Below are 24,811 nucleotides of genomic sequence, written 5' to 3'. Positions count from 1 at the left end.
GGTAGTTCGGCTGGCCGAATTTAGTCAATGGGAGTAGTTTTTAGAGATGGCCGACCCCGTCGCCGCCGTCGCGGCCCTGGACGAACCGAACCGGCGCAGGCTGTACGACCTCGTGGCCCGCCGGACCGCGCCGATCAGCAAGGACGAGGCCGCGCAAGCCGCCGGACTGCCCCGCACGACCGCCGGGTTCCACCTCGACAAGCTGGTCGAGATGGGCCTCCTCACAGTCGTGCACCAGCGCCGGACCGGACGCGGCGGACCGGGCGCGGGCCGTCCGGCGAAGCTCTACCGCCGTGCCGAGGAGCAGATCGCGGTGTCGCTGCCGGACCGGCGGTACGAGGCCGCGAGCCACCTGCTGACCGATGCCCTCCTCGAAGCCGAGACCACCGGTGAGCCCCCGCGCGAGGTCCTGCGCCGCCGCGCGCACGAGTGGGGCACGGCCCTCGCGGCCGCCGCGCGGGGCGACCTCGTGCAGGCGCTGGAGGACTTCGGGTTCGAGCCGCGGGCCGGGGACGGCTCGGTCCTGCTGGGCAACTGCCCGTTCCACAGCCTCGCGCAACGCCACACCGAGCTGGTCTGCGGCCTCAACCTCCGCCTGCTCACCGGCCTGGCCGACGGCATCGGGGCGGGCTACCGCGCCCGCCTCGACCCGTCACCGGACCACTGCTGCGTGCGCCTCGATCAGGCGCCGTCCTCCAGGTCGCCCTCGGTCTCCAGGTAGGCCGCCCGCAGCGCGTCCAGGGTGGCCTCCTCCGGGTGCTCCCACATCTTGCGCTCGGCGGCCTCCAGCAACCGTTCCGCGATGCCGTGCAACGCCCACGGGTTCGAGGTCTGCAGGAACTTCCGCGTCTCCGGGTCGAGCACGTAGGTCTCGGTCAGCTTCTCGTACATCCAGTCGGCGACCACGCCGGTCGTGGCGTCGTAGCCGAACAGGTACTCGACCGTGGCCTGCAACTCGAACGCGCCCTTGTACCCGTGCTGGCGCATCGCGTTGACCCAGCGCGGGTTCACCACGCGGGCCCGGAAGATCCGCGACGTTTCCTCAGTGAGCGTGCGGGTCCGCACCGCCTCCGGGCGCGTGCTGTCCCCGACGTACGCGGCGGGCGCCTTGCCGGTCAGCGCCTTCACCATCGTGACCATGCCGCCGTGGTACTGGAAGTAGTCGTCCGAGTCGGCGATGTCGTGCTCGCGGGTGTCGATGTTCTTGGCCGCCACCGCGATCCGCCGGTACGCCGACTCCATGTCCGCGCGCGCGGCGATGCCGTCGACACCGCGACCGTAGGCGTAGCCACCCCAGACCGCGTACACCTCGGCGATGTCCTGCGAGTCGCGCCAGTTGCGGCTGTCGATCAACGGCAGCACGCCGGCGCCGTACGCACCGGGCTTCGAGCCGAAGATCCGCAGCGTCGCCCGGCGGTGGTCGCCGTGCTCCGCCAGGTCCTGCACCGCGTGCGCCCGCACGAAGTTCTGCTCCGCCGGTTCGTCCAGCGCCGCGACCAGCTGCACCGCGTCGTCCAGGAGGGACACGACGTGCGGGAAGGCGTCGCGGAAGAACCCGGAGATCCGCACGGTGACGTCGATGCGCGGCCGGCCGAGCTCGTCGAGCGGGACGACCTCCAGGCCGGTCACGCGGCGGGACTGGTCGTCCCACACCGGTCGCACGCCCAGCAGCGCGAACACCTCGGCGATGTCGTCACCGGCGGTGCGCATCGCGGACGTGCCCCACACCGACAGACCCACGGACGGCGGCCATTCACCGTCGTTGTCGGCCCGGTAGCGCTCCACCAGCGAGTCCGCCATCGCCTGGCCGGTCTCCCACGCGAGCCGCGACGGGATGGCCTTCGGGTCGACCGAGTAGAAGTTGCGGCCGGTCGGCAGCACGTTCACCAGACCGCGCAACGGGGAACCGGACGGACCGGCCGGGACGTAGCCGCCGTCGAGCGCGTGCAGGACGTGCGTCATCTCGTCTGTCGTGCGGGCGAGCCGCGGCACGACCTCGACGGCCGCGAACTCCAGGATCTTCTGCACATCGGGGTTCTCGTGCAGCGTCTTCGCCACGGTGGCGTCCCAGCCCGCGTCCTCCATCGCCTGGACGAGCACGCGGGCCTGTTCCTCAACGGTGTCAACGTCTTCACGCGCCGTGCCGACGAGTCCGAGCGCCTCGCGCAGACCGGGCAGCGCCGCGACCTGACCGCCCCACATCTGCCGCGCCTGGAGCATCGCGAGCACCAGGTTGACGCGGGTCTCCCCCGCCGGCGCCTGGCCGAGGACGTGCAGGCCGTCGCGGATCTGGACGTCCTTGACCTCGCACAGCCAGCCGTCGACGTGCAGGATGAACTCGTCGAACTCCGCGTCGTGCGGCCGGTCGTCGAGCCCCAGGTCGTGGTCGAGCTTCGCGGCCTTGATCAACGTCCAGATCTGCGCGCGGATCGCCGGCACCTTGGCCGGGTCCATCGCGGAGATGTTCCCGTACTCGTCCAGCAACTGCTCCAGCCGCGCGATGTCGCCGTAGCTGTCCGCGCGGGCCATCGGCGGCACGAGGTGGTCGACCAGCGTGGCGTGCGCGCGCCGCTTGGCCTGCGTGCCCTCACCGGGGTCGTTGACGAGGAACGGGTAGATCAGCGGCAGGTCGCCGAGCGCCGCGTCCGTGCCGCAGGACGCCGACATGCCGACGGTCTTGCCCGGCAGCCACTCCAGGTTGCCGTGCTTGCCCACGTGCACCACGGCGTCGGCGCGGAAGCTCGACTCGATCCAGTGGTAGGCACCGAGGTAGTGGTGCGAGGGCGGCAGGTCCGGGTCGTGGTAGATCGCGATCGGGTTCTCGCCGAACCCGCGCGGCGGCTGGACCATGACGGTGACGTTGCCGGACTGCAGGGCCGCGAGGACGATCTCGCCGTCGCGGTCCTTGCTGCGGTCCACGAACAGCTCACCGGGCGCCTCACCCCAGTGCTCCCGCATCGACTCGCGGAACTCCTCCGGCAGCGTCTCGTGGAACCGCCGGTAGTCGGCGGCCGCGATGCGCACCGGGTTGCTCTCGAACTGCTCCTGCGTCAGCCAGTCCACGTCCTGCCCGCCCGCGGCGATGAGCGCGTGGATCAGCTTGTCGCCGTCGAGCTCGTCGACGCCCGGCAGGTCGTCGCCGATGTCGTAACCGTGCTCCCGCATGGCCTTCAGCAACCGGACCGTGGAGGCGGGCGTGTCGAGGCCGACCGCGTTGCCGATGCGGGAGTGCTTGGTCGGGTACGCCGACAGCATCACGACGACCCTGCGCTCGCCGACCGGGATGTGCCGCAACCGCGCGTGCCTGGTCGCGATGCCCGCGACGCGCAGCGCCCGTTCCGGGTCGGCGACGTAGACGGTGAGACCGTCGGAGTCGATCTCCTTGAACGAGAACGGGACCGTGATGATCCGGCCGTCGAACTCGGGGATCGCCACCTGGGTCGCGGTGTCGAGCGGTGACAGGCCGTCGTCGTTGGAGTCCCACTGCTCACGGCTGGAGGTGAGGCACAGGCCCTGCAGGATCGGCACGTCCAGCGCCGCCAGCGCACCCACGTCCCACGCGTCGTCGTCACCGCCCGCGCTCGCGTTCGCCGGGTTCGTGCCGCCGGCCGCGAGGACCGTCACGACCAGCGCGTCGGCCTGCCGGAGCGTGTCGAGCAGCTCGGGTTCGGCGGTGCGCAGCGACGAGCAGAACACCGGCAGCGGCCTGCCGCCCTTGGCCTCGATCGCGTCGCACAGCGCGTGCACGAACGCCGTGTTCCCCGCCACGTGGTGTGCGCGGTAGTAGAGCACCGCGACCGTCGGGCCCTCCACCGCGGCCGGCTCGCGTTCCAGCACCCCCCACGTGGGGGTGGCGGCGGGCGCGGCGAACCCGTGGCCGGTCAGCAGGATCGTGTCCTCGAGGAACTTGTGCAGCTCGGCGAGGTTCCCTGGGCCGCCCTGCGCGAGGTACAGGTGCGCCTCCGCGCACACGCCGCCCGGCACCGTCGACAGCTCCATGAGCGCCGCGTCGGGCTGCATCTCACCGCCGAGGACGACCACGGGCAGCGGCTGCGCGAGCAGCCAGTCGAGGCCCTCCTCCCACATCCGGCGGCCGCCGAGGATGCGCACGACGACCAGGTCCACGCCCTCGACCAGCGCGGGAAGGTCGTCGGTGGTCGTGCGCGAAGGGTTGCCGAGCCGGTACTCGGCGCCACTCGCACGCGCCGACAGCAGGTCGGTGTCGGAGGTCGACAACAGCAGGATCACGCGGGCTCCATCCCTCGTGGGGTCCTCGCCCCAGGTCACGGGTCGCGACGAAGCGGAGTTCCTGACTCCCGGCGAGTTCGCTGGTCACAGTGGCGGGACCGCGCCGGATTCGCACCGGCTTCCTCCTGCGCTTCGTCGTTCGGGCTCACCCTAACCGGCGGGTTACAGTCCGACCTATGCGTACTCACCCGGATGCCTGCCCCGGCGCCGTCGAGCTGCACCAGGCGGCCGATGGCGGGTTGGCCCGCATCCGGGTCCCCGGCGGCACCCTCTCCGCAGCTCAGTGGGATGCCGTGCGCACCGCCGCGGCCGAACTGGGGTCGGGCGTGCTGGAGCTGACCTCGCGGGCGAACCTCCAGATCAGGGGCCTCACGTCGGGGGTCGAACTGGGTGCCCGCCTGCGTGCGTGCGGCCTGCTGCCGTCGGACACCCACGAACGCATCCGCAACATCATCGCCGCGCCCCTGGACGACAACCAGGCGCTGGTCGACGCGCTGGACACCGCCCTGTGCTCCGACCCGTCACTCGCCGCTCTACCAGGGCGTTTCCTGGTGACGGTGGGTGCTTCGGTGAGCGGTCTGGGCGGCGACATCGGCCTGGTGGGCGACGCGCTCCTGCTCGCCGGTACCGATACAGGTGTCCGGGTCGACGACCCCGTGGACGCCGTCGTCACCGCCGCCCGGCTGTTCCAGGAGCTGCGCGGCACGGCCTGGCGCCTGTCCGAAGTGGACGGCGGTGTGCGCAAGATCACCGCCCACCTCGGCACTTCCGCCGCACCGCGCGTCACCCCGGCTGTGACTCCTGTCGCACCTTCACCTGTGACACCAGGCGTTCCACTGGGCCGGCTCGACGCCGGTCAACTGCCGGGCACGGCCCTGCGCCTGACCCCGTGGCGCTCCCTCGTCGTGCCGCCGGGCACCGACACGTCCGGCCTGATCACCGACCCCGCCTCGCCGTGGCACGGGGTGAGCGCGTGCACCGGCAAGCCGGGGTGCGCGAAGTCGTTGTCGGACGTCCGCGCCGACGCCCGCGCGTGGCTCGGCACGCCCCACTCGCGGCCGGTGCACTGGTCGGGTTGCTCACGCCGATGTGGTCGTCCGGCCGGTGATGTGATCGAGTTCGTCGCGACCGGCGACGGCTACGAGGAGATCAGGTGACGGAGTACATCAGGGACGGCGCGGAGATCTACCGGCAGTCCTTCGCCACCATCCGCGCGGAGGCGGACCTCACCGCCTTCCCCGCCGACGTCGCCCAGGTCGTGGTCCGCATGATCCACGCCTGCGGCATGACGGACCTGCCGCGGGACGTCGGGTTCTCCCCGCACGTCGTCCGCGACGCCCGTGCGGCGTTGCGCGCCGGCGCCCCGATCCTGTGCGACGCCAACATGGTCGCGTCCGGCGTGACCCGCCGTCGCCTCCCCGCGGACAACGAGGTCCTCTGCTACCTGCAGGACCCCCGTACCCCCGCACTGGCGACCGAGATCGGCAACACGCGCAGCGCGGCGGCACTCGAACTGCTCGCCGACCGCTTCGACGGCGCGGTGATCGCCATCGGCAACGCCCCCACCGCCCTCTTCCACCTCCTGGACCTGATCGCGGCCGGAGCCCCGCGACCGGCGGCCGTGCTCGGCATCCCGGTCGGGTTCATCGGCGCCGCGGAGTCCAAAGACGCCCTGGCCGCAACGGATCTCGAACACCTCGTGGTCCGCGGCCGGCGCGGCGGCAGTGCCATGACGGCGGCCGCCATCAACGCGATCGCTAGTGAGGACGATTGACCTGCCCCAGCCACGAGGCGGGGGCTCCGCCGGGTTCACACCCGACAGTTCCTGTTTCTTCACCCCGGAAGGGGAGGTTTCGACAGCTGCTTCCCCGGCTTGTGCCGGGGAAGACTGACGCCGTCTCCACAGGCTGCAACCGCCAGCCCGGCGGCCAGTATGTTCTTCGCGGCGTTCACGTCCCGATCGTGAACAGCACCACACCGGCAGATCCACTGCCGAACATCAAGCGGAAGAACTTCGCGTCGAAGACCACACGCCGAGCAGGTCTTGCTCGACGGGAACCAACGATCGATCACAACCACTTCACGGCCATACCACGCTGCCTTGTACTCCAGCATGAACCGCAGCTGTGCCCACGACGCGTCGGAAATCGCTTTGGCCAACCGCCCACTGCGGAGCATGTGGGCGACACCCAAGTCCTCGATCACGATCGTTTGGTTCTCACGAACGAGCCGAGTGGTGAGTTTGTGCAGGAGGTCCCGCCTCCGGTCGGCGGTGCGGGCGTGCACTCGTGCGACTACTTGTCGTGCCTTCTCCCGGTTGGCGGATCCGATCTGCTTCCTGGACAAGCTCCGTTGTGCCTTGGCGAGCCTGAACCGATCCCTCCGTTCGAGCCTCGGGTTGCTGACCTTCTCTCCTGTCGACAACGTCACCAACGCCGTCAAACCCACATCGACTCCCACGACACCTGCTTCGGGTGGCAAGTGATCGATGTCGGCTTGCACCAGAATCGACACGAACCACCGACCAGCGGGGTCCCTCGAGACGGTGATGGTCGAAGGCCGCGCACCTTCTGGCAGTGGGCGCGACCACACGACGGCCAGCGGTTCGGTCATCTTCGCCAGCGTCAGCTCACCATCGCGCCACCGGAACGCCGAGCGGGTGTACTCGGCCGAGGCGCGCGATCGCTTGCGCGACTTGAAACGCGGATGTCGTGCGCGTTTTGCGAAGAAGTTGCCGAACGCGGTCTGCAGATGCCGCAACGCCTGCTGCAGTGGGACGCAAGAAACTTCGTTGAGGAAGGCCAGCTCCTCAGTCTGCTTCCACTCGGTGAGCATGGCAGAGGTGTCGATGTAACTGATGCGCCGTTGCTCGTCACGCCAAGCCGCAGAGCGGACGTCCAAGGCCTTGTTGTAAACCAGACGTGCACATCCGAACGTGCGCGACAGCTCAGCCGCCTGCGCTTCAGTCGGATAGAAGCGGTAGCGGAACGCACGCCGCACCAGCGCTCGACCCACAACTCATATTGTTGCAAACAACTTCTTCGAACCAGATCCGCGGGTGGGAACACCACGCTCAGAAGGGCGCGCAGGCGAACCCGACCCCTCTCGTCTGCGCTGATTGGAGTTCAATGACGGGCAAGCTCTACGGCGTCGGTGTGGGTCCCGGTGACCCCGAACTCGTGACGGTCAAGGCCGCACGGCTCATCCGAGAAGCCGACGTCATCGCCTACCACAGCGCCCGGCACGGTCGCAGCAACGCGAAGAGCATCGCGGCGCCGTACTTCCGCGACGGTCAGATCATGGAGCAGCTCGTCTACCCGGTCACCACCGAGGACACCGACGACTACCAGGGCGAGATCGACGCGTTCTACGAGGAGGCCGCCGCCACGCTGGCCGCGCACCTCGACGCCGGCCGCACGGTGGTCGTCCTCGCGGCGGGAGACCCGTTCTTCTACGGCTCCTACATGCACATGCACAAGCGGCTCGCCCACCGCTACGAGGCGGAGGTCGTCCCCGGCGTCACGTCCGTCAGCGGTGCCTCCGCGGTACTGGGCACCCCGCTCGTCGAACGGGACGAGGTGCTCACGATCCTGCCCGGCACGCTGCCGCCGGCCGAGCTGGCCGCGCGGATCGCGGACACCGACTGCGCCGCGATCCTCAAGCTGGGCCGCACCTTCGGCAACGTCCGGCAGGCGCTGGAGGAGGCCGGGCGGCTCGACGGCGCCTGGTACGTGGAGCGGGCGACCACCGGGCGGGAGCGCACGGCGAAGCTCGCCGACGTCGACCCCGGGTCGGTGCCGTACTTCTCGCTTGCGTTGCTGCCCAGCAACTCCCGGCCGGCGCGGCCGGGTGGTGAGGTCGTGGTCGTCGGTCTCGGCCCAGGCCACCACTCCTGGCTCACCCCGGAGGCCAAGCGGGCACTGGAGTCCGCCGACGACCTCGTCGGCTACACCACCTACCTGAACCGGGTGCCCGACCGCCCCGGCCAGACGAAGCACGCCTCGCACAACCAGGTCGAGTCCGAGCGCGCCTCCTTCGCACTCGACCTGGCCCGCCGCGGGTCGCGCGTCGCGGTCGTCTCGTCGGGTGACCCCGGTGTGTTCGCGATGGCCACCGCGGTCCTCGAAGTGGCCGCCGAACACCCGGACGTCCCGGTGCGGGTGCTCCCCGGTGTCACGGCTGCGAACGCCGTCGCCGCGAAGGCCGGTGCGCCGCTGGGGCACGACTACGCGGTGATCTCGTTGAGCGACCGCCTCAAGCCGTGGGACGTCATCGCCGAACGCCTGGAGGCCACCGCCAAGGCGGACCTGGTGATCGCGATCTACAACCCGGCCTCGAAGGCCCGCACGCACCAGGTGGCGGAGATGCGCGACCTGCTGCTCAAGCACCGTTCGCCGGACACGCCGCTGGTCGTCGGCCGGGACGTCGGCGGTCCGGAGGAGGAGATCCGCGTCCTCACCCTCGGCGCGCTCGACCCGGCCACGATCGACATGCGCTGCCTGCTGGTCGTCGGCTCGTCGCAGACCGTCGTGACCGAGCAGGGGGTCGTGTTCACGCCCCGGCGGTACCCAACCAGCTGACGGCCTCGTCCACGGTGGCCACCGCCTCCACGGGTGGGAGCGGTGGCCGCCGCACGACGACGACGGGGAGGCCGAGCCGTTCCGCGGCGTCCAGCTTCGCCGACGTCATCGCGCCGCCGCTGTCCTTCGTCACGAGCACGTCGATCCGGTGCTCGCGCATCAGCGCCAGCTCGCCTTCGACGGTGAACGGCCCGCGCGCCAGCAGCACCTCGATCCGGTGCGGCATCGGCGGTTCCGGCGGTTCGACCATGCGCGCGAGGAACCACTGCGGGCACCCGGCGAACTCGGCGAGGTCCTGCCGCCCGGTCGTGAGGAACACCCGCTCGCCGGGCAGGGCTGCCGCCGCGTCCGCGACGCTGTTCACCCGGGTCCATCCCGGCCGGGGCGTGAACCCGGGCCGGCGCAGGACCAGCAGTGGCACCCCGACCCGTTGGCAGGCCTCAAAGGCGTTCGCCGTGATCCGCGCCGCGAACGGGTGGGTGGCGTCGACCACGGCGTGGATGTCGTTGTCCCGCAACCACTGCGCGAGCCCGTCCACCCCACCGAACCCGCCGACCCGCACCTGTCCGGCCGGGAGCCGCGGCTCGCGCACCCGTCCGGCCAGGGAGGACACCGCGGTGACCCGGGACGCCAGCGCGCGGGCCTCGCCGGTGCCGCCGAGGATGAGAATCATCGAACGCGGGTCGCCGAGTACAGGTGGCTGTCCGGGAACTGCGTCGCCCCCAGCACCTTCCCCACGATGATCACCGCGGTCCGCTTGATGCCCGCCGCGGCGACCTGGGCGGCGATGTCGTCGAGGGTGCCCCGCAACACGACCTCGTCCGCGCGCGAGGCGTACGCGACGACCGCGACCGGGCAGTCCGCGCCGTAGTTGGGCACCAGCTCCGCGACCACGTCCGCGATCCGCTGCACGGCCAGGTGCAGCACGAGCGTCGCGTTCGACCGCCCCAGCGTGTCCAGGTCCTCGCCCTCCGGCATCGGCGTGGCCCGCTGCGACGTCCGCGTGAGGATGACGGTCTGCCCGACGCCCGGAACGGTCAGCTCGCGCTGCAACGACGCCGCCGCGGCCGCGAACGCCGGCACCCCCGGCGTCACGTCGTAGCCGATGCCCAGCGCGTCCAGCCGCCGCATCTGCTCGGCCATCGCGCTGAACACCGCCGGGTCGCCGGAGTGCAACCGCGCCACGTCCAGTCCGGCCTCGTCGGCCGCCACCAGCTCAGCGATGATCTCGTCGAGCGTCAGGTTCGCCGTGTCGACCAGCCGTGCGCCGTCCGGGCAGAACTCCAGCAGCTCCACCGGAACGAGCGCACCGGCGTACAGGCACACCGGCGAGGAGGCGATCAGGTCGCGGCCCCGCACGGTGATCAGGTCGGCGGCACCGGGTCCGGCGCCGATGAAGTGCACGGTCACTTGGTCACGCTCCACGTCGTCACCGGCATGTGCGGCCGCCAGCCGGTGAACCCGCCGACGGCGGACCCGCGGTTGACCGCGATCCGCACCAGGTCCCCGCCGAGCCGCGCGTACCACTGCGCCACAACGGCTTCCGACTCCAGCGTCACCGCGTTGACCACCAGTCGTCCACCGGAACCCAGTGCGTCCCAGCAGAACTGCACCACGCCGGGCACCGTCAGCCCGCCGCCGATGAAGATCGCGTCGGGCTTCTCCAGCCCCTCCAACGCCTCCGGCGACCGCCCGACGAGCACCTGCACACCCGGCACGCCCAGCGCGGCGGCGTTGCGCACGATCCGTTCGGCCCGCACCGCGTCCTGCTCGACGGCGATGGCCCTGCACGTCGGGTGCGTGCGCGCCCACTCGATCGCGATGGACCCCGACCCCGCGCCGACGTCCCACAACAGCTGCCCCGGCAACGGCGCCAGCTGCGCCACCGACACCGCCCGCACCTCGCGCTTGGTGAGCTGGCCGTCGGTCTCGTAGGCGTCGTCGGGCAGTCCCGGCACCCGCGAGTACCCCGGTCCGCTGAACTCGACGGCGATCACCGACAGCGGGTCCGCGAGCTGCCCCGACCACGGGTAGACCCGCTCGTGCGGCCCGCCCAGCTGCTCCAGCACCGTGATCGGTCCCGCCAGCGCCGCCACGGCCTCGGCGTCCCCGCCGAGCACCAGCACCCGCCGCCCGGCCGTGAGCGCGGGTCGCAGCAGGTCGACCGACCGCCCCACCAGCGAGACGACCTCGACCTCGTTCAACGCCCACCCGAGCCGCGCGCACGCGAGCGACACCGACGACGGGTGCGGGATGACGGTGACGCGCGGCCCCAGCATGCGCACGAGCGTCGTGCCGATGCCGTGGAACATGGGGTCGCCGGAGGCGAGCACGCACACGTCCCGGTACTTCTCGAACAACGCGGGCAGCGCCGGCACCAGCGGCGAGGGCCACGCGACCCGCTCGAACTCGCCCGGCACCAGATCGAGCTGCCGCTGCGAGCCCATCAGCACCTTCGACCGCGACACGGCGGCCTGCGCGGCGGGTGAGAGCCCGTCCCACCCGTCGGCGCCGATGCCGACGACGAGGACGTCAGACTGATCCGGAGACACGCTGCACCTGAATCTCGATCACGACCCGTGTGGGGTTGACCCGCGGCTGACGATAACGCTGCGCGTACAGCTCCTCCGCTTGGGCGACGGACTCGGCGTCCTCGCGGACGGTCGCCGGCCCCTCCAGCGCGGACCACCGGCGTCCGTCCACCTGGCACACCGTCGCGTACCCGGCCCCGCGCACGTGCCGGACCTTCCACGACGCGCCGTCCGTGATCACCCGCGCGACACCGTTCACCCGGTCGAGCGTCACTCCCACGGGCACCACGTGTGGCGTGCCGTTCGCACGCACGGTGGACAGCGTGCACAGGTGCCGTTCCGTCCAGAACTCGGTGAACTCGGGGCCGCGCTCGATCGACATGGCACGCATCATCCCCGCGCGGGGCCCGCTGACGAAATCGAGGGAGAGCACCGTCACGCGAAGTCAGGTCATCGGTTCGAGCTCCGGAGCGTCGCGACGAGCTGCCGCGCCCGCGGTTCGTCGAACTCCGCCAAGACCGCGAGCGCTTCCTGTTCGGTGGCGGCTGCCTGGCCCGGCTGTTCGGACTCCCTGAGTGCGAGGGTCAGGTTGGTGAGTGCGCACGCGAGCATCCACCGGTCGCCGGTGTCCCGGAAGGCGGTCACGGCGGTCCGGTGGAACTTCTCCGCCTCGTCCGGCCTGCCCAGTTCCCGGTAGGCCTCACCGGTGCCGTCGAGCGCCTCTGCTTCCCGGTTGCGGTCACCGAGCTGCCGCTGCGCCACCGCGGACCGCTGGTAGGAGACCAGGGAGTCGGCCACCTCTCCCCTGGCACGCTGGATTCGGCCCAACTCGGTCAGCCAGTACGCCTCCCAGGCGACGTGGTGGTCCTGTTCGGCGATGGCGAGCGCTCGCCCGATCGACTCCGCCGCCGCGTCGAGCTCGCCGTTCTCCCGCTGGGCCGCGGCCAGCAGGAACCACGCGTTCCCCTCGTAGGCACGGTCGCCGAGGTCCCGGTAGGTCTGCACGGAACGGCCGAGGGCGTCGACCGCGGCCGGGAGCTCCGCGAGGTCGTAGCTGGCACCGCCCAGGTTGGTCATCGCCAGTGCCTGCCAGCGGCGGTCACCGAGCTCTTGAGCGATCTCCAGGCACTGCCGGAAGCGCTCGATGGCAGGAGTGAGCCTTCGGCGGCGCCACTCGAGCAGTCCGAGGGCGTTGACCGACACCATCTCCCCGTAGCGGTCGCCGCTCTCCGCGCGGAGGGCCAGTGCCCGCGAATGACATTCCTCGGCGCGCTCCAGCTGCTGCGACTGGAGGTAGGCCTTGCCGAGGCTGTCGAGCACCTCGCCCTGGGCTGCCAGGTCGCCGATCCGCTCCGCGGCCGCCAGCCCGGCGGAGCTGGTCTCGATCCAGTCCTCGAACGGGTTGCGGCTGACGTAGATGCTGCGCAACAGCACCGGCAGCCGCCACGCGACGTCGTCCCGGCCGGCCGAGACGGCGGTGCGGACGGCGGCGACGAGGTTCGCCCGCTCACGTTCGTACCAGTCGAACGCCTCGCCCCGGTCCGAAAAGGACACAGGAGTCGTGTTCGCGGGCAAGGGTGTCAGGACGACGCGCCGGTCGAGTGGTGCGATGACCGCTGTCGCGTTCGACAACGTGTGGAGGTACCAGCTCAGTCCCCGGTCCACGGCGTCCCTTCTGGCAGCGGCATCTTCATGGTGGAACGCCTGTTGTGCCGCGTAGATGCGCAACAGGTCGTGGAACTGGAACCGGTTCGGCGCGTGCTGTTCCAGCATGTGCGCGCCGATCAGCACGTCGAGCAACTTCCTGGTCTCGGACAGACCGAGGCCGCCGAGCGCGGCCGCCGCGGTGACGCCGAACTCCGCTCCGGGGTGGAGTCCGAGCAGCCGGAACAACCGGGCGGCATCCGCGTGCAAAGCCCGGTAGGACCAGGCGAAGACGGTCCGCACGGCATCCGACTCGTCGTCCTGGTCGGCGGTCAGCGCGTCCCACAGCGCCGACTCGTCGCGCAGATCGTCGATCAGTTCGTTCAGCATCATCAGCGGACGGCTCGACGCGCGTTCCGCGGCGATGCGCAACGCCAGGGGCAGCCGCGCGCACAGCCTCGCCAGCTCGACCAGGTCGGTCGTGTCGTCGTCGCGCCGGTAGCCGCTGGTGACCGTGCGCAGCAACCGAACCGCCTCCTCCTCGGAGAGCATGTCGAGCACGAGCCGCCGAGCACCGTCGCGGGCCACCAGCCCGGAGAAGCGGTTGCGGCTGGTGATCAGGACCAGGCACGTGGAGCTGCCGGGCAGCAGCGGCCGCACCTGGCCGGGACTCGCCGCGTTGTCCAGGACGACCAGCACGCGCCGGTCGGCGAGCAGCGAGCGGAACAACGCCGACCGGTCCTCCAGGGCGACCGGAATCGTTGTGGCCGGCACGCCGAGCCCCCGCAGGAACCGTTCCAGCGCCTGCTCGGCCGTCACCGGCGCGCCGGGGTCGTAGCCGCGGAGGTTGACGTAGAGCTGGCCGTCCGGGAACCGGTGCCGGACGCTGTGCGCCCAGTGCAGTGCGAGCGACGTCTTGCCGACACCGGCCGTGCCGGTGATCAGGTAGACGGCGACCGGTTCCTCGTCGGCCTGCTCCAGCACCTCGTCGAGCCGGGCGAGCTCGTGCAGTCGATTCACGAACCCGCTCGTGCCACCGGGCAGCTGGTTCGGCCGCGGCAACGGCCGTTCGTGGTCGCGCGGACCGTGGAAGTGGATGCCGCCTTCGACATCCCTCGCCTGCACCACGTCGGCGGCGGACCCGGAGACCGAGGAGCTCGGCTGAAGCCGGTCGTCCGGCTCCATCACCGGCTCCGCAGCGGTGGCCCCAACGACTCGACCTCACGTGCGAAGTACGTGCTGATCGGTTCCGCCTTCTCGTACAGCCGTGTGATGAACTCGCGACAACGGAGCACCGGAGAGGCACCCGTGTAGAGCACTGCGCCCCGCAGACGCCCGTTCTCCTCATAAAGGATCTCGTACATCACGTCGTCGCCCAAGGTGATCAGCTCGGGCAGCAGGCTCTTTTCCTCGAAGCGCGCGACCTCCTGCCGGAGCAGGATCCGAGTAGGGCCGCCGAGCTGATCCCTGACGCGGAGCAGGTGCAGTTCCCACCTCAGGTAGTCCGTCAGCGGATGCTCCACTATTCGCACTCGGGAGGTGACGAACCCCGCGTTCTCGATCTTCGCGTAATGCGCACGCAGAGCCGGCCTGCGTTCGTCCAGGAGCGCGAGGGACCGGTGCCAGTCGCCCTCGTGGAACGCCTCCCAGCTGTCGTCCCCCGGCTCCTCGAAGTGCTGCAGCCGTTCGAGCTTCCAGAAGCCGGACCGGCCGCTGTTCCAGAAGCGCCGGTCGAAGTCGTCGAGGTATGCGTCTCCGAGCAGCAGCTCGCCTTCCGCACCACCGAACAGGTCATGCATCGGGGATGTCCGCCTTCGCCGCGATCACCATTCCCCGCGGCAGCACGACGAGCCGCTCGTCCGCGCCGACGCTGACGCCGTCCGGCAGGCGCCCCGCGTACTCCGGGGTGAGGTCGCGGCCGATGACCGCGACGTCGCCGTTGTCGAGCTCCCAGATGTCAGGGCACTTGGACTCACCACCGCTGGCGGCTTCGTCGGACTCACCGCCGCTGCCCGGTTCCTGCGGTGCGATTCCCCAGCGCCGGGAAAAGTCAGCCGACGGATTCGGTTGCCATATGTTTGTGGACATAACAAGAATGTCCTTTCTCCCCAAACGTAAGAGAATCAAGGTTAGCACCGAAAACATCGGAACCACGAAGCCGTTCTTCCACCGATCGTATGAACCTCAATAGCGAACGGCCCGTCACGAAGGTGACGGGCCGTTTGCATGATCGAGCGCCTACGGGTAGTTGACGACGTTCACCGGCACGGTTCCCGGCGGCGTCACCCCTCCCGTCTCGTTGACCACGTGTGTGATGGTCCCCTTGTAGTTGAGCGACACGGTCAGCAGGTTGTGCAGCCGCACCCCGGACCGGTTGGGCACCTCGAACGCGTGGTGGGCCCGCACCGACGGGTTGACGTTGAAGAAGCAGTAGCTGCCGAGCCCCCACGCCTCGTGCGTGGTCACGTTGTCCGCGACCTTGTAGGCCGCGTAGCCGGCCAGGCCGTTCGGCGAGTTCCACACCGCCTGGTTCGGCACGTCGTAGGGCATCTCGTTCTGGAAGAAGATCGTCCGCCCGTTGTTGCCATTCCAGATGACCTGGTACTTCTGGTAGTGCTCGACGAACAGGCCGGTGGCCAGCACGTTGTTGCCGTTGACGACGACACCGGTGTCGCCGATGGCCTCGTTCCACCCGTAGGTGCCGGCGTTGCCGTGGTCGGCGCGCCAGACCCAGGTGTGGTCGATGATCGTGTCGTTGCTGTTGACGACGAGGCTGTTCGTGGCCTTGCCGGCGATGGCGCCGCCGACGCGGAAGAACACGTCCTGCAACGTGATCGGGTTCGCCGAGTGCGAGGCCGACGAGCCGGGTGTGCCGACGGTCAGCAGCGACTGCGACAGGGTCGTGCCGGCGTCGAACAGGACGCCCTTGATCCGCACGCCGTCGACGTCGGCGACCTGCATGGCCGTGACGCCGTTCTGCGGCACGATCGTCGCGTACCCGATGCCGAGCACGACGGTGTTCGGCCGGGTGATCTGCAGCGTCTGGTTGACGTTGTAGATGCCGGGCGTGAAGAACAGGTTGCAGCCCTGGGCCAGCGCCGCGTTGATCGTCGAGGCGGTGTCACCGGACTTGACGACGTAGAACTGGCTCATCGGCAACGACGAACCGGGCGTGCCGCCGTTGATCCACGACGCACCGGAGGCGTTGGTGCGCAACGAGGGCAGGAACACCCGGTAGGCACCGTTCTCGAAGTACAGGTACGGCACGTCGCGCGAGACCGGCGTGGTCGCGAGGGTCGTCGACGGCGGGTTCGGGAACGTGGTCGCCGGAGCGCCGGGCGTCCCGGAGAACACCATGTTCCACACGCCGCCGTTCCAGCTGCCGTAGTTGGAGTCGCGGGTGTACCACTGCTGCTGCGACACCGACGCCGTCTGCCCGGACACGCGCGTGTCGGCGGTGTAGCCACCGGACGCGAAGCCGTAGGAGGCCGGGTAGAGCGCCAGGTTGCCGCGGATGTCCATGCGGCGGAACGGCGCGGCTTGTGCGACGGCCCAGCGGTTGGTGCCGTTGCTGGGGTTCACGGCCATGTTCTCGGCCGAGCGCCAGAAGTTCTGCAGCGCCACGCCCTGGTCGGACTCGTTGAACGCGTCCACGGTGATGTCGCCGTTGATGACCACGTCACCGGGGTTGCGGCCCAGACCCGCGACGGACGTGTAGTAGCCGACGTCGTCGTGGACGTTGTACGTGCCCGGCTTGAACAGGTGCGCGACCCGCCGCGGCGCCATCTGCGCCGTCAGCGTGTCTTTTTGCATGTTGAAGTCCGCGTCCAGCTGCGTCTGGATGCTCGCCGCCGACATGCTCGGGTCGAAGATCCGGGTGTTCGGCCCGAAGTTCGGCGTGTTGGACTGCACGCAACCCTGCTGCGTGCCGATGGTGTAGGTGGCGCTGCCCACGGACGAGTTCGCGAGCCCGGACTTGATGCCGATCGCGTTGATGGTCCTGGAGTTCGGCACCGAGATCGGCCCGCTGTAGACCGGGGAGGACGCCGTCGGCGTCGAACCGTCCACTGTGTACCGGATGGTCGCGCCGGAGGTGGCGGTGGAGATCGTCACCGTCTGCCCGGACGTGTAGGCGCCGCCCGGTGGGCTGAACGTGGGAGTGGCGACCGGTGCCTGCGTGCTGCCGTGCGTGTAGGTGAAGTGCGGCGTGTCGTACTGGGGGCCGCTCTTCTCGTAGGTGAACCAGTACTCGACCACCGTGCCCGCCGACAGCGACCCGACGGACTTCTGCCACGTCCCGCCGTTGTTGGTCATCCGGAAGTTCTGCTGGGGCGTGTTGGTGATCAGGTAGTGGACGTCCACGTACAGAGCGGGCGTCGTCGGCGTGAAGTTGATCCTCGCCTCGGACGTGCTGACGGACGTCACGTTCTGCGTGTAGTCCGCCGCCGCCGAAGCGGTGTCGGACGCGGCTAATGAAGCCAGCACAACGGCAACGGCAGCGAAGCCGGCCTGCAATCTCGTCTTTGAGAGCGCTCTCACACCTGATGACGGTAAACGGCGCGGGTCCGCGGGACAAGCGCCGTTTCCACCCGAACGGGTCCGTACCTTGAAACGACTTCAAGCAATAGCGTCGGAGGCCATGACCTACTCCACCGCGTACAGCCGTGACCTCGGCAACGAGCTGCGCCTCATCCGGGAGACGAGCACGTCGCTGCACGGCCGCGCCATGGCGAACCGGCTCGGCTGGGACCCGAGCAAGGTCTCCACCATCGAACACGGGAAGGCGCACGCGAGCGCGGGCGACATCATCCAGTACCTGACGGTGTGCGGCAAGGACCTGGAGTACATCGAGGCTTTTCAGGCCCGGTACCGGCACGCCTTCGACCCGTACTTCGCCCAGATGCCGGAGAACCTGCGCACGCTCATGATGGCCGAGTCGCTGGCCACGAAGATCACCTGGGTGGAGACCAGCACCGCCCCTGGTCTCGTCCAGACAGCCGAGTACGCCGATGCGCTGTACCGCAACGCAGGGCTGATCCCGCCGGAGAAGGTCGCCGCGCGGGTGAAAGTGCGGATGGAGCGGCAGACGATCCTCCGGCGTGCCAGAAGGCCGGACGTTCGCATCTACGTCCTCGAACGCGCGCTGCGGACCCACGTCGGCGACGACCGGATCATGGAGGACCAGTACCTGCAGCTGCTGTTCAACACCTACATCGTGCGGATCGTGCCGGATGACGCCATCGTGCTGACAGCGGGTTGTGCGCTGATGGAGTTCGAGAAGGCCCCTGCGCTGGTCTACACCGACACCGAGATGGCCCAGGTGTTCGCCCAGGACGAGCCCGCGGTCGAGGTCGCCACCCACCTGTTCCAGCGACTGGAAGCGCTCGCCTTGGATCAGGAACAATCGAAGCGCAAGCTGATGGAGTACATCAGCCGACTTCGAGGGGAATCTGATGGCGCGGGAACGGATCTGGCGTAAGAGCAGCTACAGCACCGGCGGTGACAGCAGCGCCTGTGTCGACGTGTCGCTCGACCACAACGCGCTGGTGCGGGACTCGAAGAACGTGAGCGGCGACGTGCTCACGTTCTCGACCCCCGCTTGGCGCTCGCTGGTCGCACACGTCGGCTCGCGCTGAGACGGAGCACCCTCGGAGAACAGAGCCGTGGTGGAGCTGGAAGCCTGGTACGAGGAGGACCAGGACGACGCCGTGATCGTCCGCACCCCGGCCGAGCTGGACGCCGTGCTGGACGCCGTCGCCGGTCGGGACGGCCGCGTGCTCGTCGACCTGTACGTGGCCGAGAACCCCGGCCGCGCGAACTTCAACGTCGGGCTGCACGGCCAGGCCGGTCGGGGCGCGCTGTACTACGCCGGTGGCGGGCAGAAGTGGTTCAGCACGGAAACGCCCGGAACCGACTGGGGTTCCGCCGAACCGGTCCTGTACTACCTGATGAGTTCGGACACCGAGTACCCGGCCGACTCCGAGATCCCGCTGGACGTCGTGCGCCGGGCCGCCCACGAGTTCATGACCACCGGCGGCGAGCGCCCGGTCGCGCCCGCCTGGAGGGCCGCTCCGGACTGGTGGTGAGCGGCCCGCCGGCAGCCCTCACGTGCCCCGGTTCGCGTTGAGGTAGTTGTAGATCGTGTAGCGGGTCACCGCGAGCACGCTCGCCAGGTGGTCGACCGAGTCGCGGATCAGGAAGAACCCCGCCTCGTCCAGCACCCGCACGACCTGCGACTTGTGCACCTTCTTCATCAGCTCGACCGGCACCCCGACGTCGGCGATCGCCTTCTCGACGAGCACCCGTTGGAGTGTGTCCACGTCCTGCGGGAACGACTCGACCGGCCCGGACGCCTCGTGCGCGGCGAGCTTGTTGACGCACAGGCAGCCCACCGCCACCCCGGCCGCGTCGCGCACGAAGGTCGTCGACGACCAGATCGCGCGGCCGTCCGGCGCGTAGGTCTCGTAGCCGGGCATGTCGGTCGTCGTGCCGCGGCGGACCAGGCCGAGCAGCAGGTCCGTCATCGGGCCGCCCACCTGGCGGCCGGTGAGCGAGCCGGCGATCGCGATGATCGAGTTCGGCAGCCGGGACAGGTCGTGCACCACGACCTCGGTGTCCGGGCCCAGTGCCGTGGCAAGGCTGTCGACCGTCGGCACCAGCGCCGACAGCGCCGCCGGCATGGTCGAGACCGACGGACCGGACAGCGACCGCAGCGCCGACCGGACGCGTTCGAGGGTGCCGCGGGTGGTCGTGGCGTGCGGGGACAGGCGGACGTGCTCCGGGCGGACGGTGGCGGTGACGCCGAACGACTTCAGCGCCTCCCCCACGACCGGCGCGGCCTCGGCCGTAGTGAACGCCAGGATGCCGGCGCGGCGGTCGCGGGTGGAGACGACCTCGCCGCCGCACGACAGCACGATCTCCTCCAGTTCGGCGACGACCTCGGTGACGGCGGTGTCGAGCGCGCTCACGCCCGCCAGCTCGACGAGCTCCAGCGCCTCGGCGAACGCGCCGGACACGACCGGGGAGAGGTTGGTGACGTTCCACGCCGCCGCGTCGGGGGCCGCGGCGTGCACGGCGTTGTCGAACAGGCCCGCGTCCACCGCGCCCGTCCACCCGGACAGCACGGGCTGGAGCCGTTCCAGCGCGCGGTCCGACAGCACCACGAAACCGGTGCTCCACCCGGCCCGCAGCCACTTCTGGCCGCCGACCACGAGCACGTCGGCCACCTCCCACGGTTCGTCGACCACGCCGAAGCCCTGGATGCCGTCCACGATCAGCAGGCGGTCGCCGACGGCCTCGCGCAACGCCGCCAGGTCCGCCCGGTAGCCGGTGCGGAAGTCCACGGCGGACACCGACAGCGCGGACACCTCGGGCGTCAGCGCGCCGACGACCGAGGACGCCGTCACCGCGCCGTCGAGCACCACCGACGGCAGGCCCGCGCGCACCCACGGGTACGTGTTCGACGGGAACTCCGCCGCCGAGTACATGACGGTGCCGGTCAGGCCGAACGCGGCCTGGAAGAGGCCGGTCGACGTGTTCGGCACGAGCGCCACGTGGTCGGTGTCGGTGCGGCACAGCCGCGCGGCGGCGGCCTTGACGCGCTGCTCCTCGCGCATCAGCGTGTCCACCGTGGCGGGACCGGCGAGCGACGCCTGCTCCATCAGCCGGGTCGTGGCCGCCACCACCGGGATCGACGGGGGGCCGAAGCGGGCGAAGTCGAGGTACCCCTCCGGTTCGCGGAACTGGGCGAGGTACGAGGAGTTGGTCACCTAGAGCACCTTTGCGAGGAACTGCCGCGTGCGCGGCTGCTGCGGGTTGTCGAGCACGTCGGCCGGGGTGCCGGACTCGACGACCGCGCCGTCGACGAGGAACACCACGCGGTCGGCGACCGAGCGGGCGAAGCCGATCTCGTGGGTGACCACGATCATCGTCATGCCGTCGCGGGCGAGACCGGTCATCACGTCGAGCACCTCCCCGACGAGCTCGGGGTCCAGCGCCGACGTGGGCTCGTCGAACAACATCAGCTTGGGTTTCATCGCCAGCGCGCGGGCGATCGCAACACGCTGCTGCTGGCCGCCGGACAGCTGCGCCGGGTAGGCGCCGGCCTTCTCCGCGAGCCCGACCCGTTCCAGCAGGTCGCGCGCCTCGGCGACGGCGGTGGCCCGGTCGACGCCGAGCACGTGCACCGGGCCCTCGAAGACGTTCTCCAGCGCCGTGCGGTGCGGGAACAGGTTGAACCGCTGGAACACCATGCCCACGTCACGGCGCTGCCGGGCGACGTCGCGCTCCTTCAGCTCGTACAGCTTGCCGCCGGCCGCGCGGAACCCGACCGGCACGCCGTCGACCCAGATGCGGCCCGCGTCGATGGTCTCCAGGTGGTTCACGCAGCGCAGGAACGTCGACTTGCCGGCACCGGACGGCCCGAGCAGGCACACGACCTCACCCCGCTCGACCTCCAGGTCGATGCCCTTGAGCACCTCGGTGTGACCGAACGACTTGCGGACATCGACCGCCTCAACGAGGGCCATACGCACGCTCCAGGTAGTGCTGCCCGACCGACGCCAGCGACACCATCACCAGGTACCAGGCCGCGGCGGCGAACAGGGTCTCCATGATCTCCAGGTTGCGCGAGGCGATGTTGTTCGCGGCGTGGATGAGCTCCAGGAACGCGATCACCGACGCCATCGACGTGCCCTTGATCATGTTGATGAAGTTGTTGCCGGTCGGTGGGATGATCACGCGCATGGCCTGCGGCAGGACCACCCGCCGCAACGTCGTCGCCGGCGTCATGCCGATCGACTTGGCCGCCTCGGTCTGACCGGGGTCCACGCTGGACAGACCTGCGCGGACGATCTCGGCCATGTAGGCGCTCTCGTTCAGCCCCAGCCCCAGCAACGCCGCCACGAACGCGGTCATCACCACGTTCGTCGGCACGCTGAACACCATCGGGATGCTGATGTTCTGGAAGACGAGCGCGAGGTTGAACCAGATGAGGATCTGCAGCAGCACCGGCAGGCCGCGGAACAGCCAGATGTAGCCGATGGCGAACCACCGTGCGACCGGGTTGGTGCTCAGCCGCATCAGCGCGACCACCACGCCGAGCACGATCGCGCCGCCCTGCGCGGCGATGGCCAGCACGATGGTGTTGACCAGGCCTTCGAGCATGACGGGGTGCGTGAAGAACCCCGGGACGTGCTCCCACTGGATCTGTGCCTCCGCCATCGCCCAGCCCAGGCCGGCGATGATGATGACGATGATCCCCGCGCTGACCCACCGCCACGGGTGGCTCAGCGGGACGACGACGAGCTCATGATCCTGCTTCTGATCGTGCATCTGATCGACGTCACTTGCCATTGATCGCAGCCTTGCCGATCGCACCCTGCTTGATGTCCCAGTTGCCGAGGATCTTGGCGTAGGTGCCGTCGTCGATCAGTGCCTGCAGCGCGCCCTTGACCGCCTCGCTGAGCTTGGCGTTCTGCTTGTTCACGCCGATGCCGTACGGGCCGCCGTTGATCGGGGCGAGCTCGACGACCTCGAAGAACGCGCCGTCACCCGCGGTCTTGGCGACGTACACGGCGGTCGGCAGGTCGTTGAGGATCGCGGCGACGCGGCCGGTGCGCAGCTGGTTCTGGTTGCCGGTGTCGCTGTCGGTGACGCTGACCTGCACCTCGGGCTTGCCCGCGGCGACGCAGCGCTGGCTCTGCTCCTTGGCGAACGTCTCCTGCGAGCTGCCGAGGTTCACCGCCACCCCCTTGCCGCAGAGGTCGTCGGGTCCCTTGACGCCCTGCGGGTTGCCCTTCTGCACCATGATCGTGATGCCGGAGGTGAAGTAGTCGACGAAGTCGATCTTCTGCTGACGTTCGGCGGTGTCGTTCATCGCCGCCATCGTCACGTCGACCCGGCCGGTCTCCAGGCTCGTGATCAGCGAGCTGAATGCCATGTCGCTGTGCTCGGCCTTGAGCCCGATCTTGGCGGCGATCGCGGTGATCAGGTCGACCTCCGACCCCTGCGGGGTCTTGCCGTCCTCCTTGTAGAAGTTGTTCGGCGGGTTCTGGATGTTCGACCCGACCCGCAGCTTGCCGGTCTGCGCGATGGCCGGGGGCACGAGCGCGGCGAGCGCGTCGTCCTTCTGGACGCTCGACAGGTCCGAGGACGGCGGGGTGGTCGTCTGCGCGTTGTCAGACGTGCCGCCACACGCGGTGAGCGTGGCGACGAGCAGCGTGGTCACGAGCAGGCGCGGCTTCATGGCCGGGAACCTACAACGCTCCGTTGAAGACGTCCACAAAAAGTTGAAATCCACGCCTGTCCCAGTGCACGCGGGGAGCTTTCGTACTCGTAGAGGGCACGCGGGGTCCCCGCGTGCCCGGAGGGGCGGGAATTCTGGGGGCGGTTGGGGCGTTGGGAGGGGCGAGCCAACTACGAGGAGGAACAGATGGCGACGGTCGAGCTGACCACGGAGAACTTCGACGAGGTGGTCGGCGGTTCCGGCATCGTCCTGGTCGACTTCTGGGCCGAGTGGTGCGGGCCGTGCCGTGCGTTCGCGCCGACGTACGAGGCGGCGTCGGAGAAGCACGAGGACCTGGTGTTCGGCAAGGTCGACACGGAGGCGCAGCAGGAGCTCGCGGCCACGTTCGGCATCCGGTCGATCCCCACGTTGATGATCGTGCGCGAGGGTGTCGTGCTGTTCGCCCAGCCGGGTGCGCTGCCGGGCAACGCGCTGGACGACCTGATCGAGCAGGCCCGCGGCGTGGACATGGAAGAGGTCCACGCGAAGGTCAAGCAGGCGCAGGAACAGGGCTGACCTCCCGCGAAACACCCATGTCGGTGATTCGCGCGGGGCTACTCCGGGTAGCCGAGTCGCATGAACACCGACACGTCGACCGCACAGCTGGTCAACCAGCTGTCCGAGCAGGTGAGCAGGCTCGCACGCGATGAGATTCGCCTCGCGGTCGCCGAGCTCAAGGACAAGGGCAAGCACGCCGGTGTCGGCGCCGGGTTGTTCGGCGCGGCCGGCGTGTTCGCGTGGTGGGGCGGGCTGAGCGTCGTCGCCGGCCTGGTCCTCGCCCTCTCCCTCGTGCTGCCCGGGTGGGCGGCTGCCCTCATCGTCGCCGCCGGGCTCCTCCTGATCGCCGGTGTCCTGGCGCTGGTGGGGCGCTCGCAGGTCAAGCAGGCCGCTCCGCCCGTGCCGCGGCAGGCGGTGGAGAACGTCCAGCGCGACATCGCGACGATCAAGGAGAGTGCGCACCGATGACCGATCCCAGGGAGCAGTTGCAGCGGGACGTCGAACGCACCCGCCGTGAGCTCGGCGAGACCGTGGAGGCGTTGGCGCACAAGGTCGACGTGCCGGGTCGTGTGAAGGAGCAGGCGCACGAGACGGTCGTGCGGATGACCGCGGCGACCGACCAGGCCGTGGCGTCGCTGCCCGAACCGGTGGCGCAGCAGGTGCAGAAGGCGCGTCAGCACCCGCTGGCGATCGGAGCGGTGCTGATGGCACTCGTGCTCCTCATCTGGAAGCTGTCCAGGAGGAACGGATGAAGCTGCTGTACCGCCCACTCGGAATGCTGCTCGGTGCGCTGGGCGGCATGGCCGCCACGGCGATCTTCGGGCAGATCTGGAAGGTCGTCGCCGGCGACAAGGAAGCGCCCAGCGCGACCATGAAGGACCGCCGCTGGCGCGAGGTCCTGCTCGCCGCCGCACTGCAGGGAGCGATCTTCGGCCTGGTCAAGGCCGCGATCGACCGCGGTGGCGCCGTCGGCTTCCAGAAGGCCACGGGCAAGTGGCCCGGTGACGAGGAAGACTGACCACCGC

General features: G+C 69.8%; 25 protein-coding genes and 1 riboswitch. Of the genes, 11 read left to right on the top strand and 14 right to left on the bottom strand.

Going from position 1 to position 24,811, the window contains the following annotated elements; all coding sequences use genetic code 11:
- The first annotated feature begins 46 nt into the window (after positions 1 to 46).
- Entirely contained in the window at positions 47 to 721 is a 675-nt protein-coding gene (locus ACZ7CD_RS21415; protein WP_360392092.1) for a helix-turn-helix transcriptional regulator, read from the top strand.
- On the opposite strand, the gene cobN is transcribed toward ACZ7CD_RS21415, so the two are convergent.
- On the bottom strand, positions 682 to 4,248 hold the full coding sequence (cobN, locus tag ACZ7CD_RS21410) for a cobaltochelatase subunit CobN (RefSeq protein ID WP_470379556.1): 3,567 nt from the start codon (positions 4,246 to 4,248) through the stop codon (positions 682 to 684). The two genes, ACZ7CD_RS21415 and cobN, sit on opposite strands and share 40 nt — an antisense overlap.
- A gap of 55 nt (positions 4,249 to 4,303) precedes the next feature.
- Positions 4,304 to 4,373, bottom strand: a riboswitch (cobalamin riboswitch).
- A 51-nt stretch (positions 4,374 to 4,424) separates the two neighbouring features.
- Here cobN and ACZ7CD_RS21405 point away from each other — a divergent pair.
- Together ACZ7CD_RS21405 and ACZ7CD_RS21400 are read left to right on the top strand one after the other, a co-directional pair.
- The gene (locus tag ACZ7CD_RS21405) at positions 4,425 to 5,405 is read left to right on the top strand and encodes a hypothetical protein (RefSeq protein WP_470379555.1); all 981 of its coding nucleotides are present in this window, start codon (positions 4,425 to 4,427) and stop codon (positions 5,403 to 5,405) included.
- Positions 5,402 to 6,022, top strand: coding sequence for a precorrin-8X methylmutase (locus tag ACZ7CD_RS21400; protein ID WP_458431035.1), 621 nt, complete (start codon positions 5,402 to 5,404; stop codon positions 6,020 to 6,022). The genes ACZ7CD_RS21405 and ACZ7CD_RS21400 overlap by 4 nt, the downstream gene beginning before the upstream one ends.
- A 59-nt stretch (positions 6,023 to 6,081) precedes the next feature.
- Here the strand turns inward: ACZ7CD_RS21400 and ACZ7CD_RS21395 are convergent, their stop codons facing one another.
- Positions 6,082 to 7,263: an RNA-guided endonuclease InsQ/TnpB family protein gene (locus ACZ7CD_RS21395; protein WP_458431034.1), complete on the bottom strand. Its 1,182-nt coding sequence runs from the start codon at positions 7,261 to 7,263 to the stop codon at positions 6,082 to 6,084.
- Positions 7,264 to 7,376: 113 nt separating this feature from the next.
- On the opposite strand from ACZ7CD_RS21395, the gene ACZ7CD_RS21390 reads away from it, so the two are divergent.
- Positions 7,377 to 8,828: a precorrin-2 C(20)-methyltransferase gene (locus tag ACZ7CD_RS21390; RefSeq protein ID WP_360392103.1), complete on the top strand. Its 1,452-nt coding sequence runs from the start codon at positions 7,377 to 7,379 to the stop codon at positions 8,826 to 8,828.
- Here the strand turns inward: ACZ7CD_RS21390 and ACZ7CD_RS21385 are convergent.
- The 8 genes from ACZ7CD_RS21385 to ACZ7CD_RS21350 form a co-directional block, all read right to left on the bottom strand.
- A complete protein-coding gene (locus ACZ7CD_RS21385) occupies positions 8,800 to 9,501 on the bottom strand; it encodes a cobalt-precorrin-6A reductase (protein ID WP_470379554.1) in 702 nt (233 codons plus the stop codon). The two genes, ACZ7CD_RS21390 and ACZ7CD_RS21385, sit on opposite strands and share 29 nt — an antisense overlap.
- The gene (gene cobM, locus ACZ7CD_RS21380; RefSeq protein ID WP_360392675.1) at positions 9,498 to 10,238 is read right to left on the bottom strand and encodes a precorrin-4 C(11)-methyltransferase; all 741 of its coding nucleotides are present in this window, start codon (positions 10,236 to 10,238) and stop codon (positions 9,498 to 9,500) included. Before cobM ends, ACZ7CD_RS21385 begins: the two co-directional genes overlap by 4 nt.
- Positions 10,235 to 11,380, bottom strand: a complete 1,146-nt coding sequence (gene cbiE, locus ACZ7CD_RS21375; protein ID WP_360392108.1) for a precorrin-6y C5,15-methyltransferase (decarboxylating) subunit CbiE — start codon at positions 11,378 to 11,380, stop codon at positions 10,235 to 10,237. Before cbiE ends, cobM begins: the two co-directional genes overlap by 4 nt.
- Positions 11,361 to 11,750, bottom strand: coding sequence for a TIGR03618 family F420-dependent PPOX class oxidoreductase (locus ACZ7CD_RS21370; protein ID WP_360392678.1), 390 nt, complete (start codon positions 11,748 to 11,750; stop codon positions 11,361 to 11,363). Before ACZ7CD_RS21370 ends, cbiE begins: the two co-directional genes overlap by 20 nt.
- Before the next feature lie 59 nt (positions 11,751 to 11,809).
- Positions 11,810 to 14,188 (bottom strand): ATP-binding protein, encoded by a 2,379-nt coding sequence (locus tag ACZ7CD_RS21365; protein ID WP_360392110.1) that lies wholly within the window; start codon positions 14,186 to 14,188, stop codon positions 11,810 to 11,812.
- A complete protein-coding gene (locus tag ACZ7CD_RS21360) occupies positions 14,188 to 14,802 on the bottom strand; it encodes a DUF6879 family protein (RefSeq protein ID WP_360392113.1) in 615 nt (204 codons plus the stop codon). Before ACZ7CD_RS21360 ends, ACZ7CD_RS21365 begins: the two co-directional genes overlap by 1 nt.
- Positions 14,795 to 15,091, bottom strand: coding sequence for a hypothetical protein (locus tag ACZ7CD_RS21355; RefSeq protein WP_470374649.1), 297 nt, complete (start codon positions 15,089 to 15,091; stop codon positions 14,795 to 14,797). Before ACZ7CD_RS21355 ends, ACZ7CD_RS21360 begins: the two co-directional genes overlap by 8 nt.
- A gap of 150 nt (positions 15,092 to 15,241) precedes the next feature.
- Entirely contained in the window at positions 15,242 to 17,488 is a 2,247-nt protein-coding gene (locus ACZ7CD_RS21350) for a chitobiase/beta-hexosaminidase C-terminal domain-containing protein (RefSeq protein ID WP_470379553.1), read from the bottom strand.
- A 154-nt stretch (positions 17,489 to 17,642) separates the two neighbouring features.
- On the opposite strand from ACZ7CD_RS21350, the gene ACZ7CD_RS21345 reads away from it, so the two are divergent.
- Genes ACZ7CD_RS21345 through ACZ7CD_RS21335 form a run of 3 tightly spaced genes read left to right on the top strand, consistent with a single transcriptional unit; the run spans position 17,643 to position 19,089 of the window.
- Positions 17,643 to 18,482, top strand: coding sequence for a helix-turn-helix domain-containing protein (locus ACZ7CD_RS21345; RefSeq protein ID WP_470379552.1), 840 nt, complete (start codon positions 17,643 to 17,645; stop codon positions 18,480 to 18,482).
- Positions 18,457 to 18,639 (top strand): DUF397 domain-containing protein, encoded by a 183-nt coding sequence (locus ACZ7CD_RS21340; protein WP_470374650.1) that lies wholly within the window; start codon positions 18,457 to 18,459, stop codon positions 18,637 to 18,639. The genes ACZ7CD_RS21345 and ACZ7CD_RS21340 overlap by 26 nt, the downstream gene beginning before the upstream one ends.
- A 27-nt stretch (positions 18,640 to 18,666) precedes the next feature.
- Complete coding sequence (locus tag ACZ7CD_RS21335; RefSeq protein WP_458431024.1) at positions 18,667 to 19,089, top strand: Imm1 family immunity protein; 423 nt, start codon at positions 18,667 to 18,669, stop codon at positions 19,087 to 19,089.
- An 18-nt stretch (positions 19,090 to 19,107) separates the two neighbouring features.
- Here the strand turns inward: ACZ7CD_RS21335 and ACZ7CD_RS21330 are convergent, their stop codons facing one another.
- The 4 genes from ACZ7CD_RS21330 to ACZ7CD_RS21315 are packed head-to-tail and all read right to left on the bottom strand — an operon-like array spanning position 19,108 to position 23,249.
- Complete coding sequence (locus ACZ7CD_RS21330) at positions 19,108 to 20,772, bottom strand: aminotransferase class V-fold PLP-dependent enzyme (protein ID WP_470379551.1); 1,665 nt, start codon at positions 20,770 to 20,772, stop codon at positions 19,108 to 19,110.
- Entirely contained in the window at positions 20,773 to 21,531 is a 759-nt protein-coding gene (locus ACZ7CD_RS21325) for an amino acid ABC transporter ATP-binding protein (RefSeq protein ID WP_470370936.1), read from the bottom strand.
- Complete coding sequence (locus ACZ7CD_RS21320; RefSeq protein ID WP_470379550.1) at positions 21,518 to 22,336, bottom strand: amino acid ABC transporter permease; 819 nt, start codon at positions 22,334 to 22,336, stop codon at positions 21,518 to 21,520. The genes ACZ7CD_RS21325 and ACZ7CD_RS21320 overlap by 14 nt, the downstream gene beginning before the upstream one ends.
- Before the next feature lie 10 nt (positions 22,337 to 22,346).
- Positions 22,347 to 23,249 (bottom strand): ABC transporter substrate-binding protein, encoded by a 903-nt coding sequence (locus ACZ7CD_RS21315; RefSeq protein ID WP_360392136.1) that lies wholly within the window; start codon positions 23,247 to 23,249, stop codon positions 22,347 to 22,349.
- Positions 23,250 to 23,435: 186 nt separating this feature from the next.
- Between ACZ7CD_RS21315 and trxA the strand changes: the two genes are divergently transcribed.
- Genes trxA through ACZ7CD_RS21295 form a run of 4 tightly spaced genes read left to right on the top strand, consistent with a single transcriptional unit; the run spans position 23,436 to position 24,804 of the window.
- A complete protein-coding gene (gene trxA, locus ACZ7CD_RS21310) occupies positions 23,436 to 23,804 on the top strand; it encodes a thioredoxin (protein ID WP_360392139.1) in 369 nt (122 codons plus the stop codon).
- A gap of 60 nt (positions 23,805 to 23,864) precedes the next feature.
- Positions 23,865 to 24,254, top strand: a complete 390-nt coding sequence (locus ACZ7CD_RS21305) for a phage holin family protein (protein WP_360392141.1) — start codon at positions 23,865 to 23,867, stop codon at positions 24,252 to 24,254.
- The gene (locus tag ACZ7CD_RS21300) at positions 24,251 to 24,538 is read left to right on the top strand and encodes a DUF3618 domain-containing protein (RefSeq protein ID WP_360392143.1); all 288 of its coding nucleotides are present in this window, start codon (positions 24,251 to 24,253) and stop codon (positions 24,536 to 24,538) included. The genes ACZ7CD_RS21305 and ACZ7CD_RS21300 overlap by 4 nt, the downstream gene beginning before the upstream one ends.
- The gene (locus ACZ7CD_RS21295) at positions 24,535 to 24,804 is read left to right on the top strand and encodes a DUF4235 domain-containing protein (RefSeq protein ID WP_360392146.1); all 270 of its coding nucleotides are present in this window, start codon (positions 24,535 to 24,537) and stop codon (positions 24,802 to 24,804) included. Before ACZ7CD_RS21300 ends, ACZ7CD_RS21295 begins: the two co-directional genes overlap by 4 nt.
- The last annotated feature ends 7 nt before the right edge of the window (positions 24,805 to 24,811 follow it).

Source organism: Lentzea sp. NPDC036949, assembly GCF_055608075.1.
Note: the sequence above shows the minus strand (reverse complement) of the source record. Positions and strands in the feature narration are given on the sequence as shown.